Raw genomic sequence first — 15154 nt, 5'->3', positions numbered from 1 at the left:
CTTAAGCGGGCCGAAACGCTAGCGCAGCAAGGCGCCGATGGGCGAGCCTTTCTCGATTTCGGCCCGGCCGACGGTGCAATGGGTCGCCTCATCGCCGCGAATGGCGCCGAGGGCGGCAAGGCGCTCGCGGGCGATTCCCTCCAGCCGGGCCTTTTCGGCGCGGTCGTCGATGAAGGCGTCGATCTCGTCCTTGGTATAGCCGAGCTCGCGGGCGTAATTCTGCAGCCCGTTCAGCACGGCCACGCCATGCAGCCAGCGCGGGCTGAGATCACCGCAAACTTCCGAGATCTCGTAGGCGATGGCGGTGTTGATCAGCCCTTCGGTGATCTCCGGCACTTCGCCGAGGCCGGGCTTGGCGGCGCTGGCACCGGCCAGCAGCGAAATGCCGAGGATCATTCCCGCGGCCGAGGTGAACTGGACGGCCATGCGCGGGCTCTTGCGGCGGCGGGTGGACATGGGGCTGCTCTCTTTCTCAATGGACGGGGAGCCTCTGCGGGCTCCTTCACCATCGAGATTGGACCAGACGCGCGGTTATTCAATATCGCGATGTCGCGAGTCGATGAGGATGGGCGGCATCCCGCCAGACGCGCCCGATCACAGCTGCGATTCTGAGCGGCGGAGTCGCGCGGGGAGACCTCTGACGCCCGCGGCGTCCTCGCACGCCGGCCCGTGGGGTGGCGTCGCTCGGTTTGAGCTATTGCGATTTATGCCAGCAATGCCCCTCCCTGCGGAGGGCTAAGCGCTGACGGCAGCCAGAGCGCCAGCCCGCCGGAACGGGCCGGCGCTCGCGCGGCGGCCTGAAGGCCTTGATTCCGCGCGGGGTGCGGAGCGGAGAAGTCGCGGTGGGGCGGGGTCCGCCCCACCCCGTTCAGGCGTCGACGTTCGAGAACTGCCCGCCGGTAGGCTTCACCGGCTTGTCCCATTCCCGCTTCACACCGAGCATCAGCACGATGTTCTTGGCGATGTAGATCGAGGAATAGGTCCCGACGATGATCCCCCAGGTGATCGCGAAGACGAAGCCACGGATCACGTCGCCGCCCAGCACCAGCAGCGCGATCAGCGCCACCAGAGTGGTGCCGGAGGTCATGACCGTGCGGCTCAGCGTCTCGTTGGCCGAGAGGTTGAGAACATCGACCAGCGGTTTGGTCTTGTACTTGCGCAGGTTCTCCCGCGTCCGGTCGAACACGACGACGGTATCGTTGATCGAGTAGCCCACGATGGTCAGCAGCGCCGCGATGATCGCCAGATCGAACTTGATCTGGAACAGCGCGAAGAGCCCGATCGTCAGCCCCACGTCGTGCAGCAGCGCCACGATGGCCCCGAGCGCGAACTGCCATTCGAAGCGCAGCCAGATGTAGATCACGATGGCCGCCATGGCCCCGGCGACCGACAGCACGGCTGTCCAGATCAGCTCGCCGGAGACCTTGCCACCGACCGAATCCACCGCAGTGAATTCCAGCGTCGGGTCCATCTCCTGCAGCGCGGCCTGCACGTTGCCCATCATGTCGGTGCTGACAGAGGCTTCGCCGTTCTGCGCCTGAATGCGGATCTGCGCGACATGCTTGTTCTCGGCGAACGACGGGTCGAACACTTCCGAGATGGCGACGTCGCCCAGGCCCAGCGGCTCGAGCGCGGCGCGGTACTCGCCTACATCCACAGGCTGTTCGGCCTGGGTGCGGATCGAGGTGCCGCCGGTGAAGTCGATCCCGTAGTTCAGCCCCATGGTGAAGAACAGGATCACCGCGGCGATCAGCAGCACCACCGAGCCACCGAAGGTCACCCGGGCGGCCTTGAAGAAGTTGATATTGGTTTCGTCAGGGACGATGCGGAAGGGCATGGGTCAGATCCTGATCGTCTTGGGCCGGCGCCGCTCGAACCACATGACGACGAGGATGCGCGTCACGAAGAGGGCGGTGAAGACCGAGGTGATGATGCCGAGACCGAGCGTGATGGCGAAGCCCCGCACGGGCCCCTGCCCGAGCGTGAAGAGGATGACGGCGGTGATCAGCGTGGTGATGTTGGCGTCGACAATGGCCGACATCGCGCGCTCGTAGCCGAGCTGGATCGCGCGGGCGGGGCCCTTCGCGGTTTTCAACTCTTCCCGTATGCGCTCGTAGACCAGCACGTTGGCGTCCACCGCCATACCCATCGTCAGCACGATGCCGGCGATGCCCGGCAGCGTCAGCGTGCCCCCCAGGAGCGACAGCGCTCCGAAGAGCAGGATCATGTTGATGACAAGCGCGATATTGGCAAAGAAGCCGAAGAGCCCGTAGGTCACCCACATCACCGCGATGACGGCGATGCCGCCCACGATGGCGGCGAGCTTGCCAGCGTCGATGCTGTCCTGCCCGAGCTCCGGCCCGATGGTCCGCTCTTCGAGGAAGGTCAGCTCGGCCGGCAGGGCACCTGCACGCAGCAGCACGGCGAGATTGGTGGATTCCTCCACCGTAAAGCGGCCGGTGATGATGCCCGAGCCGCCCGGAATGGCCGACTGGATCTGCGGGGCCGAGACGACCTCGTCATCCAGCACGATGGCAAAGAGCGCCCCGATATTCTCGGCGGTATATTCACCGAAGGCGCGGGCGCCCGAAGGATTGAAGCGGAAGCTCACCGCCGGCCGGCCGTTCTGGTCGAAGCTCGGCTGCGCGTCGGTCAGCTCCTCGCCGGTGACGACGGGCGCCGTCTCAAGCACGTAGAACACGCCCGGCTCGTCGAGCGCGGGCAGAACCTCGGCCCCGGCGGGCGCGGTGACGTCGGAATCGGTGGTGCGGTTCAGCACCGGCTGGAAGGTCAGCTGCGCCGTCGTGCCGATGATGTCCTTCACCTCCTGGGCAGAGCCGACACCCGGCACCTGCACGAGGATGCGATCCTCCCCTTGGCGAATGATGGTGGGTTCGCGCGTGCCGACCTCGTCGATCCGGCGGCGCACGATCTCCAGCGCCTGGCGGACGGTGCGGTCGTCGCTCGCCTCTTTCTCGGCGGCCGAGAGCTGAACCGTCATCAGCGCGCCGTTCATCGAGATATCGAGATCGGAGGCACCGGCCCCGGTGAGCGTGGTCACCGGCGTGGCCAGCCCGCGGGCCAGCCGCAGCGCCTCTTCGGCGCCCGAGGCTTCCGAGATGCGCACGCGCAGCTCGCCGGGGGGCGCGTCTTCGCGCGTGACGAAGCCCACGGTATCGCGCTCGGCGGCGAGCGTGTCGCGCAGCACCGGCCAGAGGGCCTCCATCCGGGCGGCGTAGACGTCGGTGACCTGCACTTCGGCGAGCAGATGTGCCCCGCCGCGCAGGTCGAGCCCGAGGTTCACCAGCCCGTCGGGCAGCCACGACGGCCAGAGCGCGGCCTCGGCCTCTAGCTCCGGCGTGGTCAGGCCCCGCTCGATGGCGGCTTCGGCGTCATTCGAGCGCTCGACCCGCGAATAGAAGGCGTTGGGCAACGCCAGAAGCAGCCCGGCGAGGCATACGGCCCAGATCGCCAGACGCCGCCAAAGAGGGATGTGCAACATGTCTTAGCTCTTGGCCGGCTCGGTCTTGGAGATGACCTGCGCGATCGTGGCCTTGACGACGCGGACGGTGACGCCCGAGGCGATCTCGACCTCGATCTCGTCGCCTTCCTTCACGCGGGAGACCTTGCCGACGATGCCGCCCTGCGTGACGACCTGATCGCCGCGCCGCAGGGCCTGCACCATCGCCTGGTGCTCTTTGACCTTCTTCTGCTGGGGACGGATCAGGAAGAAATACATGATCGCGAAGATCGCGATCAGCGGGACGATGGACGCAATGCCTTCCATGGGACCTCTCTTTTGGGCGGGGCCTTTGGGGCCCCCTCGGACGGGTGCGGCACCCTAGGATCGGCGGAATGGCTTGTCCACCGGGGGTTCGGCTGGCGATATAGGGGAGAGCGGGATGGAGGGCTAGGGGGATGGGGGACAGAGGCGTCACACTGACGATACCGCTGACGGAGCGGGAACTGGCGGTTTTGGGATTGGTGGCGCTTGTGACGATGGTGTCGCTGGTGGTCTACTGGATGCTGCCTTCTGACAGAAAGTCCTGGCTCACTGGTCAGCTCGCCCGGCTCGGCGCGGCTTGGGTGCCGCACTGGCTGGCCATCCCCTTCGTTCTCGTCTGGCTCTGCCTCTTCTTGGTCCTCTTCGTCGGCATCCTTTGGCTTGCGATCCACAGCGCTTCGACGCCCTTGCCGCAGACGGACGAGGAGGCCGTCGCCTTCCGCTGGTCGCTCCTCACCCTCGCCGGCCTGATCGCCGCGCTCGGCGGCATCGTGGCTTTCCCCTTCACGCTGTTGCGGCAGCGCAATGATGAGCGGCGCACGAAAGTCGACGAGGAAAACCACAAGACCGAACTCTTCAACAAGGCCATCGAAAATCTCGGCGCTGTCCGGGTGATGCGCGTGGCTGCGAAAGACGATGCGGGCGCGCCAGTGCTCGACACCGAAGGCCGCCCGACCTTCCGCGACGAAACCGAGCGCAACACCGAGGTCCGCATCGGCGCCATCCTGTCGCTGGAGCGCCTCTCGCGCGCCAACGACGACATGCACATCCAGATTATGGAAACGCTGACGGCCTATCTGCGGGAGAATGCCAAAGCCGAAGACGTGGCGCCCTTGCCGCAGAAGCCGGAGTGGGCTGGGCAAGGCGGCGATGAGTATCGGACGGAAATTCGCAACTGGCTTGAGGCATGGCTGCCGTCGAAGCCTCCCACGTCCGACATTCAGACTGGCCTGACCGTCCTGAAAAGACGTGCCCCCGCCCAATGGGCGATCGAAAGGGGACGTGCCCCGACATTCCAGGAGGCCGTCGGTTCATTCTTCAGCTATCGGCCCGGCGAGCAGGACGTCAAACCTGACGCGTGGAGGCAGGCGCGCAACGAATACAGCCGCAAAGTTGAAGACTGGCGCAGCATCCCCCTTCCACACACCCACGACCTCCGCCAGCTGAACGGGCGCCGCGCCGACTTCGCCGAAGCAGCTTTCGAACGAGCGCAGCTAGGTGGGGCTCATCTGGAGGGGGCGTTCCTCAACGGGGCGCATCTGGAGGGTGCGTTCCTCTGGCGGGCGCATCTGGAGGGGGCGGTCCTCTGGGGGGCGCATCTGAAGGGGGCCGACCTCGAGGAGGCGCATCTGGAGGCGGCGGACCTCGAGGAGGCGCATCTGGAGGCGGCGGACCTCGCGGAGGCGCATCTGGAGGCGGCGGACATCAGGGGGGCGCATCTAGAGGGGGCGGACCTCACGGGGGCGCATCTGGAGGGGGCGGACCTCACGGGGGCGCATCTGGAGGGGGCAGTCCTCTGGGGAGCTCATCTGGAGGGGGCGGACCTAACGGGGGCGCATCTGGAGGGGGCGGACCTCACGGAGGCGCATCTGGATAGCCGTACATCCCTTGCCGCAGCTACTCTTCGAGGTGCTGCGGCAAGGGATGTGGATTAGGAGAAAGTAGCAGAAGTTGCCGATCACCTCTCTTCAATGTTCGGCGATGCCTCAGTGAGACGACCAGTCGTGAACGGTGTCGAAACCCCGCGCCCGGATCACTGGCCCGACTTCACCATCCATTCCGCGCACTTTGAAGAACAATGGCAAAAGTGGCTGGACGATCCCACCAACTACCGCCCCGAAGACGCCCCCCGCGAACCTGACTGAACCCTTCCCCTCAGCCGCCATCTCCGGCATATCCGCCTCACCTCAAGCCAAGGAGAGAGGACATGCACGACATCCGCGCCATCCGCGACAACCCGCAGGCCTTCGATGCGGCCCTGGGCCGCCGGGGCATGTCTGCGATCTCCTCCGACATCCTGAGCCTCGATGAGGCACGCCGCGCCAAGATCCAGGCCGCCGAAGAGGCGCAGGCCGAGCAGAACCGCGCCTCCAAGCAGGTCGGCGCGGCCAAGGCCTCGGGCGATGACGCCGAGTTCGAGCGCCTGCGCGCCCTCGTCGCCGAGAAGAAGGCCGAGGTCGCCCGCCTCAACGAGGAGGCGAAGGCGGAGGACGCCAAGCTCCGCGAGATGCTCCTCGGCATCCCCAACCTGCCTGACGACGCCATCCCCGACGGCGCCGACGAGGATGACAATGTCGAGCTGAAGCGCTGGGGTTCCCCCCGCAACTTCTCCTTCACCCCGAAGGAGCATTACGAGGTCGCCGGCGTGGCTGCGGGGCTCGATTTCGAGGCCGGCGCCAAACTCTCCGGCAGCCGCTTCGTGGTGCTGAAAGGCGCCGCCGCCCGCCTGCATCGGGCGCTCGCCCAGTTCATGCTCGATACGCATGTCGAGGAGCATGGCCTGCAGGAGACGATCACCCCCGTGCTGGTGCGCGAGGAGATGATGATCGGCACCGGGCAGCTGCCGAAGTTCGGCGAGGACAGCTACCAGACGACCAACGGATGGTGGCTCATCCCCACCGCCGAGGTGACGCTGACCAACCTCGTCAACGGCGAGCTGCTCGACGAGGCCACCCTGCCCCAGCGCTATGTCGCCCATACCCAATGCTTCCGCTCCGAAGCCGGCTCGGCCGGGCGCGACACCTCGGGGATGCTCCGCCAGCACCAGTTCGAGAAGGTCGAGATGGTCTCGATCACCACGCCCGAGACCTCGGCCGACGAGCATGAGCGCATGACCGAGCGCGCCGAGGCGATCCTCGAGAAGCTGCAGCTGCCCTACCGCCGGGTCGTGCTCTGTACCGGCGATCTCGGCGCCGGCATGCGCAAGACGCATGACCTCGAGGTCTGGCTGCCGGGCCAGAACACCTACCGCGAGATCAGCTCCGTCTCCGTCGCCGGCGACTACCAGGCCCGCCGCATGAACGCCCGCTACCGGCCCGAAGGCGGCGGCAAGCCGGAGTTCGTGCACACGCTCAACGGCTCAGGCCTCGCCGTCGGCCGTACGCTGATCGCGGTGGTGGAGAACGGCCAGGAAGAGGACGGCTCCGTCACCCTGCCCGCCGCGCTGCACCCCTATCTGCGGGGCGCGACGCGCATCACGGCAGAGGGCGCGCTGGCCTGACGGGCGGGGGCGCTGCCCCCACACCCCCAAGGTATTTTTGGCCAGATGAAAGGGGAGTCTGCGCCCGGCGAGCCGGCCCGTCAGGGGCGGAGTGTGGCGGCGTAGGCGTCCGGCGGGCAGGCTCTGCCCCACTTCCTCGCAATCAGGGCGCGGTGGCGGTCGAAGGCCTCTGCTGCGCCGGGGCCGGTCTCCCCAGCCTCGAAGGCGGCGACCAGCCCGGCCTCGGCCTCCTTCAGCGCTCACCCCGGCCAGCCCCGCCAGCTCCGACACCGTATATTCCCTACCCCAATCGCGCATGGGAGCCCTTATGGGGCCTCACGCAGCGTGAGGGTCAAGCGGCCCAGGCTGAAGCTCCAGACCGGCACGCTCGGCCCCGGCGCAGCAGGCGGCGGATCAAACCGCACCCCGGCCAGCAGCCGCGCCGCGATGCCGCCGCGCAGGCCCGGCAGCGGGCATGCCGCCCCCGGCCCCTCGCCGCGCGGGGCGGCGAGGGCGGCAAATTCCTGATGTATCATGTCACTCTCCCGGGGGAGCGGTCAGTCGTAGCTGACCACCTCGATCTCGACGCCGTTCTCTTCGCGGAAGTAGAAACGCCGCCCCGGTTCGTAATCGGCATGCGAATGCGGCTCGTAGCCGGCGGCGGTCACGCCGGCCTCGGCGGCGTCGAGATCGTCGACCACCACGCCGATATGGTTCAGCCCGGCGCGCTGCGAATAGCTGTCGCTCGCCTCTTGCTGCGCACGGCCGCCGGGGCCGGTGTAGAGCGCCAGATAGGTGTCGTCACCGCCGACATGTACGGTATGGCCGCCGTGGATCGCCGTGCCCTGCCAGCGGATCTGCCAGCCGAAGAGCTTGCAGAGCATCTCTGCCGTCGCCACCGGATCGGCGACCGTGACGTTGACATGTTCGAGCCGTGCCATGGAAAGTCCCTCTCTCATCACTGTTCGAATCAGGTTTACTTTCTCAAGTGCACTTTAGATCAAGCGGTGTTTTGTTGTTCGCGAGTAGAGATTGGAGTTGCCATGAGTGGTTTGGCGATCGGAGATGTGGCGGAGAGGACGGGCCTCGCCGTCTCGGCGATCCGCTTTTACGAAGAGCACGGCATCGTCCGACCGCTGCGCAACGCCGGCGGACACCGGCGCTATGACCGGGCCGACATCCGCCGCCTGTCCTTCGTGATGGTCGCCCAGCGCCTCGGCTTCCCCCTCGCCCGCATCGCCGCGCTGCTCGAAGAGTTGCCGGACGATAGGAAGGTCACGAAGGCCGACTGGACGCGCCTGTCCACCGATTTCCGCGTGGAGATCGACGCCCGCATCGCGGCACTGGAGCGGCTGCGCGACAAGCTCGACGGCTGCATCGGCTGCGGCTGCCTGAGCCTTGAGACCTGTGCGCTGCACAACCCGGCCGATGAGGCCGCGCAAGAGGGGCCTGGCCCGCGCCGCCTGCTGGACGAGAAGGGTCAGCTTCCGGGTTGACCGGAGGCGCCCCCGCAGGCGCAAGGTGTGGGCAGACCACGCCGCGCCCGCCGTATAGGTGCGCGCCCTGCCCCGGAGACACGCCCATGCCCGATATCGGAGCCACTTTCCGCGCCCTGCACCGGCCCGGCCGCCCTTTCATCCTCGCCAATGTCTGGGATGCCGGCTCGGCGCGGCTGATGGCCGGGCTCGGCGCCCAGGCACTCGCCACCTCCTCGGCCGCCCTTGCCTTTACCCTCGGCCGGCCCGACACGCAGACCTCGCGCGACGAGGCGCTGGCCCATGCCGAGGCGCTGGTGGCGGCGACACCCCTGCCCGTGCAGGGCGATTTCGAGAACGGCTATGGCGACGCGCCGGAGGTCTGCGCCGAGACGGTGCGCCTCGCCGCCGAAATCGGTCTCGCCGGCATCTGCATCGAGGATGTCAGCCCCGATGGCACCCCATACCCCGCCGATCTGGCCGCCGAGCGCATCCGCGCCGCCACATCTGCCGCCCGCGCCCTGCCCCGCGACTTCGTGCTCACCGCCCGCGCCGATGGCGTGATGCACGGGGCCTATGACGTCGATGAGGCCATCTCGCGGGTGCAGGCCTTCGAGGCGGCCGGGGCCGATTGCCTCTACGCCCCCGTCCTGCCCTCAATGGAGGAGATGGCGCGCCTGATCGCCGCCGCCGCGGCCCCGGTCAACGTGCTGATGATCCGCTACACTGATCGCAGCCTCGCGGAGTTCGGCGCCATCGGCGCGGCGCGCGTCTCTCTCGGCTCCGCTCTGGCGCGGGCGGTTCATGGCACGATCATGCGGGCCGGAGCGGAGATGTTCGGCGAGGGGCGGTTCACCGGGCTCGGCCAGGGCGCCTCCGGCAAGGAGGTCGACGCGCTGCTCTCCCGCTACGCCTGAGGGCGTGAGAGGATGCCGCCGCCCACCGCCGCCCCGACGCCGGTGGTGCCCGGGCAGCTTGTCGGCAGGCCCCGCGCCACGCGGGCGGCGAGATAGGCGAAGGCCTGCGCCTCCAGCAGGTCGCCGTCGAGGCCCACCTCCTCCACCGGCATGACGTCGCAATCGACGGAGGCCGCGATCATCGCCATCAGCGTGGCGTTCTTGCGGCCACCGCCAGTTACCAGCAGGCGCTCGGGCGTGGCGGGCAGCAGGCCAATGCCCTGCATCACCGCCGCCGCCGAGCAGGCCGTCAGCGTGGCGACGGCATCGGCATCGCCAAGATGCTTGAGGTCGAAGGCAAAGCTGTTCCGGTCGAGAGACTTCGGCGGCATGCGTGAGAAATAGCGGTGTTCGAGGAAGGTGTTGAGTACGGCATTGTCGACAATCCCTTCGGCTGCCAGCGCCCCGCCGTCGTCGAAATCCTGGCCCCGGCGGCTGACAATGAGGTCGTCGAGCGGCGCATTGGCGGGGCCGGTATCGAAGGCGAGCAGCGCACCGGGCTCTTCGGGCCGGTCGAAGGCCGGATCGACATAGGTGAGATTGCCCACCCCGCCGAGGTTCAGAAAAGCCAGCGGCGCCTCCGCGCCCAGATGCCGGGCCAGCGCGAAATGGTAGAACGGCGCCAGCGGCGCGCCCTCGCCGCCCATCTGGACGTCGGCAGAGCGGAAATCCCAGGCCACCGGCAGGCCCAGCGCCTCGGCCAGCGCCGCGCCATCGCCGGCCTGCAGCGTGCCGCGCCCTTTCGGTTCATGCGCCAGCGTCTGGCCGTGAAAGCCGACGAGCTCCGCCCCGTCGATCTTGGCCAGCAGCTCGGCATGGGCCCGTGTCACCAGCTCCGCCGCCGCCTCGACCTCTGCCCCCTGCCACTGGCCCAGCGCCGCGCGCAGCACCGCCCGCTCCTGCGGGCCATAGGGGCGATAGGCGCCAGCGCCGAACTCGAGGATCTCCACCCCGTCGGTGCGCAGCAATGCCGCATCCACCCCGTCGAGCGAGGTGCCCGACATCGTGCCCGCCACCCACCAGGGGCCGCTGCCCGCCGTACTGCCTGACTTCGCCTTGCCTGCCCGCGTGTTCATGGCTTTCCCTCCGACCTTGCGGAGCCTATAGAACGCCCCGGCCATTCAGGCGAGGCCCGCAAAGGGGCCAATGAGGGGGCAAAGATGACCTACCATCCCAAATCGGATTTCATGGCCGTGCTCATGGAGCGCGGCTTCCTGCAGGATTGCACCGATTATCAGGGCCTCGACGAGGCGCTGACCAAGGGCCCCGTTCCCGCCTATATCGGCTATGACGCCACCGCGGCCTCGCTGCATGTCGGCCACCAGATGAACATCATGGTGCTGCGCTGGCTGCAGAAGACCGGCCACAAGCCGATCACCCTTCTGGGCGGCGGCACCACGAAGGTGGGCGACCCTTCCTTCCGCTCCGACGAGCGCCCGCTCTTGGACGATGCCGCGATCCAGAGGAACATGGACGGCCAGAAGGCCGTCTTCTCGGCCTTCCTGAGCTATGACGACAACCCGACGGGCGCGCTCATGCTCAACAACGCCGAATGGCTCGACGGGCTGAATTACCTGGAATTCCTGCGGGACATCGGGCGGCACTTCTCGGTCAACCGCATGCTCTCCTTCGAGAGCGTGAAGTCGCGGCTCGACCGGGAGCAATCGCTCTCGTTCCTCGAGTTCAACTACATGATCCTGCAGGCCTACGACTTCCTCGAGCTCAACCGCCGCTACGGCTGCCTGCTGCAGATGGGCGGGTCGGACCAGTGGGGCAACATCGTCAACGGCATCGACCTGACCCGCCGCGTGGCGGATCACGAGATCTTCGGCCTGACGACACCGCTGCTCACCACCTCTGACGGGCGCAAGATGGGAAAGAGCCAGGGCGGCGCCGTCTGGCTGAACGGCGGCATGCTCAGCCCCTACGAGTACTGGCAGTTCTGGCGCAACACGACCGACGCCGACACCGGCAAGTTCCTGAAGCTCTTCACCGAATTGCCGATCGAGGAATGCGACCGGCTGGGCGCGCTGGGCGGCAGCGAGATCAATGAGGCGAAGATCGTGCTGGCCAACGAGGTCACCACCCTGCTGCACGGCGCCGAGGCGGCGCGGGCGGCGGAAGCCACGGCCCGCGAGGTCTTCGAGAAGGGCGGACAGGGCGACGATCTGCCGACGCTGGTGCTGAGCGCCGCCGAGGTGGCGGACGGCATCTCGATCGTGCAGCTCTTCGTGCGCTCCGGCCTCGCCGCGACCGGCAAGGAGGCCAAGCGCCTCATCGCCGATGGCGGCGCGCGGCTCGCCGATGCACCGGTCACCGATGCCGGGCTCATGCTGGGCACGGACGAGCTGGCCGAACCTGTGAAGCTTTCGGCCGGCAAGAAGCGGCATGCGCTGGTGACGCTGGGCTGAGGCGTCGGCGCGGGTTGAGAGGCCGGGGGGCTGTCTGCCCCCCAGGCCCCCCGAGGATATTTGAATGTCGAAGTGAGACAGGGGGCGCCGAGAGGGCGCGCCCGGGAGGCTTGCGGCAGGCTCGTGGCCCGGCCATTCTGAGGCCGAACGGGGCGGAAGAGCCCCCGGGTAGCTGGAGGAAACCCATGAGCATTCCAACCATCACGGACGCGCAGCGCATCGCCACGCCGCGGCTGGAGACCCGCGTGCTGACGAGCGGACCCGCGGACGGCACGCCGGTGCTCTTCGTGCACGGCAACCTCTCTGCCGCCACCTGGTGGGAGGAGACGATGCTGCGCCTGCCCGAGGGCTACCGCGCCATCGCGCCCGACCTGCGCTCTTACGGCGAGAGCGACCCGGCGGTGAAGGTGGATGCCACCCGCGGCCTGCGCGATTTCTCCGACGATCTGGCCGAGCTGATGGCCGAGATGGGGATCGAGGCTGCGCATATGGTTGGCCATTCGCTGGGCGGCGGCGTGCTGTGGCAGCTGCTGGCCGATCACCCCGGGCTGGTGCTGTCGCTCACCCAAGTCGCGCCCGCCTCGCCCTGGGGCTTTGGGGGCTGCCACGCCGATGGCACGCCCTGCTTCCCCGATGGCGCCGGCGCGGGCGCGGCGGGGGTGAACCCCGATTTCGTCAAACTGCTCGCCGAGGGTGACCGCGGTGACGAGACGCCACTGCACCCGCGCAACGTGCTCAATGCCGTCGTCTGGCGCCCGCCTTTCGTTCCGGAGCGGATGGAGGATATCCTAACCGCCGCCCTCGCCCAGCATTGTGGGCCGGAGGACTACCCGGGCGATGCCGAGACGTCGGAGAACTGGCCGGGCGCCGCACCGGGCAAGCTGGGGCCGATCAACGCACTCGCGCCGCATCGCATGTCCGATCCGCTCGGCTTCACCAAGGGGCCGACGCCGCCGATCTGCTGGATTCGCGGCCGCGAGGATGCCGTCGTCTCCGACGCGTCGGGCTTCGATCTGGGCGCTCTGGGGGCCGCCGGCGCCGTGCCGGGCTGGCCGGGGGAAGAGGTCTACCCGCCGCAGCCGATGATCGGCCAGACGGAGCGGGCGCTCGCCGCCTACGAGAGCGCCGGCGGGCGTGTGGAGCGGCATGTCTTCGAGGAATGCGGCCACTCGCCCTATCTGGAGAAGCCGGAGGCCTTCGACACGGCCTTCCACACCTTCCTCGCCAGCCTCTGAGCTAGAAGAGCAGGTCCAGCAGCATCAGCAGCGCCCCTCCCGGCAGCGCGACGGCCAGGGCGGCCAGCGCAGCGCCGAGAGGGGTGAGCCGGGGCGCCTGGGGCAGATCCGGGGGCTTGGGGCGGGGCACGGGCAACCTCCTCTCATTGAGTCGTCCGCCATTAAGCCCCCGTTAGGTGAATCATCGCCTAATGGCGCCATGCCGCGCGATCACGCCATCACCGAACTCGCCCTGCCGCTGCAGCAGAGCCCCGCCTTCGCGGCGGCGCTCGCCCGCAGCGGCATCGCGGCGGAGCATCTGACGATGGAGCGGGATGGCGCCATCCTCTGCCAATGCCTGCTGCTGCGCCGCTGGGGGCTGACGCTGGCGCCGCGTGGCCCCGTCTTTCGCCCCTGCCTGCCGGGGATCATGCGGCTCGGCCTGCTCGCCAAGCTGACCCGCGCGGGGCTGCGCCTGGCGGAACCCGACGCGCCGGAGGGCATGGCAGAGGCCGGCTTCGCCCGGGTCATGACACCCGGCTGGGTGGCGGAATGGGACATCCGCCCCGGCGCGGACGAGCTGCGGGCCGGCATGGCGCAGAGCTGGCGGAACGCCCTGCACCAGGCGGAGCGCGCCGGCCTCATCCCGCGCTGGCACCCGGCGGAGGGGCGCGCCGCCAATGAGCTCTTTGCGCATGAGGCCGCCCAGCGCCGCGCCCGGCGCTACCGCGCCCTGCCCGCCCGGCTCTGGCGCGGCTGGCCGGGAGGCGAGGTGCTGGAGCTGCGGGCCGGGGCAGAGCTGGCGGCGCTGATGCTTTTCCTGCCGCATGGCCGCGTGGTGACCTACCAGATGGGCTGGGCGTCGGAGGCGGGGCGCCGCACCAATGCGCACCGGCTGGGGCTGATGCTGGCGGCGCAGCGCTTCGCCGCCACCGGAGCGGAACGGATGGACCTGGGCAGCGTCGATGCCGCCGAGCCCGGCCTGATGCGGTTCAAGCTGGGCAGCGGCGCCGTTGCCCGCCCGCTCGGCGGCTCCTGGCTGCGCCTGCCGGGCCTGAGCTGGCGGCGGCCGCTGCTTTAGGCCGCTCACCAAGCTGGCCTTGTCTGCGAGGCGGCTGTAACGGGGCAGTATGAGCCTGATCCGCCCCTCCTCCACCCGCCCCGCCGTCGGTGACGACGCCAGCATCGCCACCGCCGCAAACCTGCGCGGTGCGCTGATCATGGTGCTCTCGATGGCGCTGTTCGCGGTGGAGGATCTGTTCATCAAGTTCCTCGCCGCCAGCGTGCCGCCCGGCGAGATGCTGATGTTCATTGGCGGCCTCGGCGCACCGATCCTCGCCGTGCTCTCGCTGATCCGCCGCGAGCCCTGGCCCTGGCGCGCCCTCGCCAGCCGCACCGTCGCGCTGCGCACAATCGGCGAGGCCATCGGCACCTTCGGCTACATCCTCGCCCTGTCGCTCGCCCCGCTCGCCCTCGTCTCGGCCATGCTGCAGGCCGTGCCGCTGGCGGTGACGCTCGGCGCTGCACTCGTCTATGGCGAGGCGGTGGGCTGGCGGAGGTGGACAGCGGTGAGCGTGGGCTTCGCCGGCGTGGTCGTGGTGGTGGAGCCCTGGGGCGCCGGCTTCGACCCCGCCGCCCTCTTCGCCATTCTCGCCATCTTTGGCCTGGCCGGGCGCGACCTTGCCACCCGCAGCGTGCCGCGTGCCATCACCGGGCTGCAGCTGTCGGCCACGGCCTTTCTCTCGCTGGTGCCCACGGGCGCGCTGCTCATGTGGCTCTCGGGCACGCCCTTCGCGCCGCTCACCGGGCAGGCGCTGGCCTTTCTGCCGCTGGTGCTGGTCTTCGGCATCTGCGGCTACCTCACCATCGTGGCCGCCACGCGGGTGGGCGATCTCGGCTTCATCGCCCCCTTCCGCTACTTCCGCATCCTCTTTGCCATGGTGCTTGCCAGCGTGGTGCTGGGCGAGGAGATCACCCTGCCGATGCTGCTTGGCTCGGCATTGATCGTGGTTTCCGGCCTTTACACGTTCTTCCGCGAGCGCCGGCAGCGGCGCGCCGCTTCCCTGCGGGCAACGCCCGGTCTATAGGAACTGCAACACAACAGGCCGAGAGGGA

At 68.7% G+C, this 15154-nt stretch carries 16 protein-coding genes; 8 read left to right on the top strand and 8 right to left on the bottom strand.

Going from position 1 to position 15154, the window contains the following annotated elements; translation table 11 throughout:
• Positions 1-18: 18 nt before the first annotated feature.
• The 4 genes from ACXN5S_RS08925 to yajC all read right to left on the bottom strand — a co-directional run bounded on the left by ACXN5S_RS08925 (position 19) and on the right by yajC (position 3787).
• Positions 19-456: a DUF5333 domain-containing protein gene (locus tag ACXN5S_RS08925; protein WP_458605070.1), complete on the bottom strand. Its 438-nt coding sequence runs from the start codon at positions 454-456 to the stop codon at positions 19-21.
• A gap of 412 nt (positions 457-868) precedes the next feature.
• The gene (secF, locus tag ACXN5S_RS08920) at positions 869-1837 is read right to left on the bottom strand and encodes a protein translocase subunit SecF (RefSeq protein WP_458605069.1); all 969 of its coding nucleotides are present in this window, start codon (positions 1835-1837) and stop codon (positions 869-871) included.
• A gap of 3 nt (positions 1838-1840) precedes the next feature.
• Positions 1841-3502: a protein translocase subunit SecD gene (secD, locus tag ACXN5S_RS08915; RefSeq protein ID WP_458605068.1), complete on the bottom strand. Its 1662-nt coding sequence runs from the start codon at positions 3500-3502 to the stop codon at positions 1841-1843.
• Positions 3503-3505: 3 nt separating this feature from the next.
• A complete protein-coding gene (gene yajC / locus ACXN5S_RS08910; protein ID WP_458605067.1) occupies positions 3506-3787 on the bottom strand; it encodes a preprotein translocase subunit YajC in 282 nt (93 codons plus the stop codon).
• Between the two features lie 131 nt (positions 3788-3918).
• Between yajC and ACXN5S_RS08905 the strand changes: the two genes are divergently transcribed.
• Positions 3919-5439 (top strand): pentapeptide repeat-containing protein, encoded by a 1521-nt coding sequence (locus tag ACXN5S_RS08905; RefSeq protein WP_458605066.1) that lies wholly within the window; start codon positions 3919-3921, stop codon positions 5437-5439.
• A 272-nt stretch (positions 5440-5711) separates the two neighbouring features.
• Positions 5712-7004: a serine--tRNA ligase gene (serS, locus tag ACXN5S_RS08900; RefSeq protein WP_458605065.1), complete on the top strand. Its 1293-nt coding sequence runs from the start codon at positions 5712-5714 to the stop codon at positions 7002-7004.
• A 305-nt stretch (positions 7005-7309) separates the two neighbouring features.
• Here serS and ACXN5S_RS08895 read toward each other — a convergent pair whose 3' ends face one another.
• The gene (locus ACXN5S_RS08895) at positions 7310-7519 is read right to left on the bottom strand and encodes a hypothetical protein (RefSeq protein WP_458605064.1); all 210 of its coding nucleotides are present in this window, start codon (positions 7517-7519) and stop codon (positions 7310-7312) included.
• 21 nt (positions 7520-7540) lie between these two features.
• Positions 7541-7924, bottom strand: coding sequence for a VOC family protein (locus tag ACXN5S_RS08890; protein WP_458605063.1), 384 nt, complete (start codon positions 7922-7924; stop codon positions 7541-7543).
• A 102-nt stretch (positions 7925-8026) separates the two neighbouring features.
• Here ACXN5S_RS08890 and soxR point away from each other — a divergent pair, with 102 nt between their 5' ends.
• On the top strand, positions 8027-8479 hold the full coding sequence (soxR, locus tag ACXN5S_RS08885; protein WP_458605062.1) for a redox-sensitive transcriptional activator SoxR: 453 nt from the start codon (positions 8027-8029) through the stop codon (positions 8477-8479).
• An 86-nt stretch (positions 8480-8565) separates the two neighbouring features.
• A complete protein-coding gene (locus ACXN5S_RS08880; protein ID WP_458605061.1) occupies positions 8566-9375 on the top strand; it encodes an isocitrate lyase/PEP mutase family protein in 810 nt (269 codons plus the stop codon).
• On the opposite strand, the gene ACXN5S_RS08875 is transcribed toward ACXN5S_RS08880, so the two are convergent.
• Positions 9366-10490 (bottom strand): anhydro-N-acetylmuramic acid kinase, encoded by a 1125-nt coding sequence (locus ACXN5S_RS08875; protein WP_458605060.1) that lies wholly within the window; start codon positions 10488-10490, stop codon positions 9366-9368. The two genes, ACXN5S_RS08880 and ACXN5S_RS08875, sit on opposite strands and share 10 nt — an antisense overlap.
• A gap of 84 nt (positions 10491-10574) precedes the next feature.
• Between ACXN5S_RS08875 and tyrS the strand changes: the two genes are divergently transcribed.
• Positions 10575-11825: a tyrosine--tRNA ligase gene (gene tyrS, locus ACXN5S_RS08870; protein ID WP_458605059.1), complete on the top strand. Its 1251-nt coding sequence runs from the start codon at positions 10575-10577 to the stop codon at positions 11823-11825.
• A gap of 185 nt (positions 11826-12010) precedes the next feature.
• Complete coding sequence (locus tag ACXN5S_RS08865) at positions 12011-13060, top strand: alpha/beta hydrolase (protein WP_458605058.1); 1050 nt, start codon at positions 12011-12013, stop codon at positions 13058-13060.
• 1 nt (position 13061) lies between these two features.
• Here the strand turns inward: ACXN5S_RS08865 and ACXN5S_RS08860 are convergent, their stop codons facing one another.
• The gene (locus ACXN5S_RS08860) at positions 13062-13190 is read right to left on the bottom strand and encodes a hypothetical protein (protein ID WP_458605057.1); all 129 of its coding nucleotides are present in this window, start codon (positions 13188-13190) and stop codon (positions 13062-13064) included.
• Positions 13191-13259: 69 nt separating this feature from the next.
• Between ACXN5S_RS08860 and ACXN5S_RS08855 the strand changes: the two genes are divergently transcribed.
• Entirely contained in the window at positions 13260-14120 is an 861-nt protein-coding gene (locus ACXN5S_RS08855; RefSeq protein ID WP_458605056.1) for a GNAT family N-acetyltransferase, read from the top strand.
• A gap of 49 nt (positions 14121-14169) precedes the next feature.
• Positions 14170-15126 carry a DMT family transporter gene (locus tag ACXN5S_RS08850; protein ID WP_458605055.1) on the top strand — a complete coding sequence of 319 codons (957 nt, stop codon included), beginning with the start codon at positions 14170-14172 and terminating at the stop codon, positions 15124-15126.
• Positions 15127-15154: the final 28 nt, after the last annotated feature.

This window comes from Pseudoroseicyclus sp. H15 (genome assembly GCF_054353345.1).
The sequence above is the reverse complement of the archived record's forward strand: the minus strand, read 5'-3'. Positions and strand labels throughout refer to the sequence as shown.

Coding starts and splice junctions, on each gene's coding strand:
- ACXN5S_RS08895 (WP_458605064.1), bottom strand. CDS start 7,519: ATGATACATCAGGAATTTGCCGCCCTCGCCGCCCCGCGCGGCGAGGGG.
- ACXN5S_RS08905 (WP_458605066.1), top strand. CDS start 3,919: ATGGGGGACAGAGGCGTCACACTGACGATACCGCTGACGGAGCGGGAA.
- ACXN5S_RS08880 (WP_458605061.1), top strand. CDS start 8,566: ATGCCCGATATCGGAGCCACTTTCCGCGCCCTGCACCGGCCCGGCCGC.
- yajC (WP_458605067.1), bottom strand. CDS start 3,787: ATGGAAGGCATTGCGTCCATCGTCCCGCTGATCGCGATCTTCGCGATC.
- serS (WP_458605065.1), top strand. CDS start 5,712: ATGCACGACATCCGCGCCATCCGCGACAACCCGCAGGCCTTCGATGCG.
- soxR (WP_458605062.1), top strand. CDS start 8,027: ATGAGTGGTTTGGCGATCGGAGATGTGGCGGAGAGGACGGGCCTCGCC.
- ACXN5S_RS08865 (WP_458605058.1), top strand. CDS start 12,011: ATGAGCATTCCAACCATCACGGACGCGCAGCGCATCGCCACGCCGCGG.
- ACXN5S_RS08855 (WP_458605056.1), top strand. CDS start 13,260: ATGCCGCGCGATCACGCCATCACCGAACTCGCCCTGCCGCTGCAGCAG.
- ACXN5S_RS08890 (WP_458605063.1), bottom strand. CDS start 7,924: ATGGCACGGCTCGAACATGTCAACGTCACGGTCGCCGATCCGGTGGCG.
- ACXN5S_RS08850 (WP_458605055.1), top strand. CDS start 14,170: ATGAGCCTGATCCGCCCCTCCTCCACCCGCCCCGCCGTCGGTGACGAC.
- tyrS (WP_458605059.1), top strand. CDS start 10,575: ATGACCTACCATCCCAAATCGGATTTCATGGCCGTGCTCATGGAGCGC.
- secF (WP_458605069.1), bottom strand. CDS start 1,837: ATGCCCTTCCGCATCGTCCCTGACGAAACCAATATCAACTTCTTCAAG.
- ACXN5S_RS08925 (WP_458605070.1), bottom strand. CDS start 456: ATGTCCACCCGCCGCCGCAAGAGCCCGCGCATGGCCGTCCAGTTCACC.
- secD (WP_458605068.1), bottom strand. CDS start 3,502: ATGTTGCACATCCCTCTTTGGCGGCGTCTGGCGATCTGGGCCGTATGC.
- ACXN5S_RS08875 (WP_458605060.1), bottom strand. CDS start 10,490: ATGAACACGCGGGCAGGCAAGGCGAAGTCAGGCAGTACGGCGGGCAGC.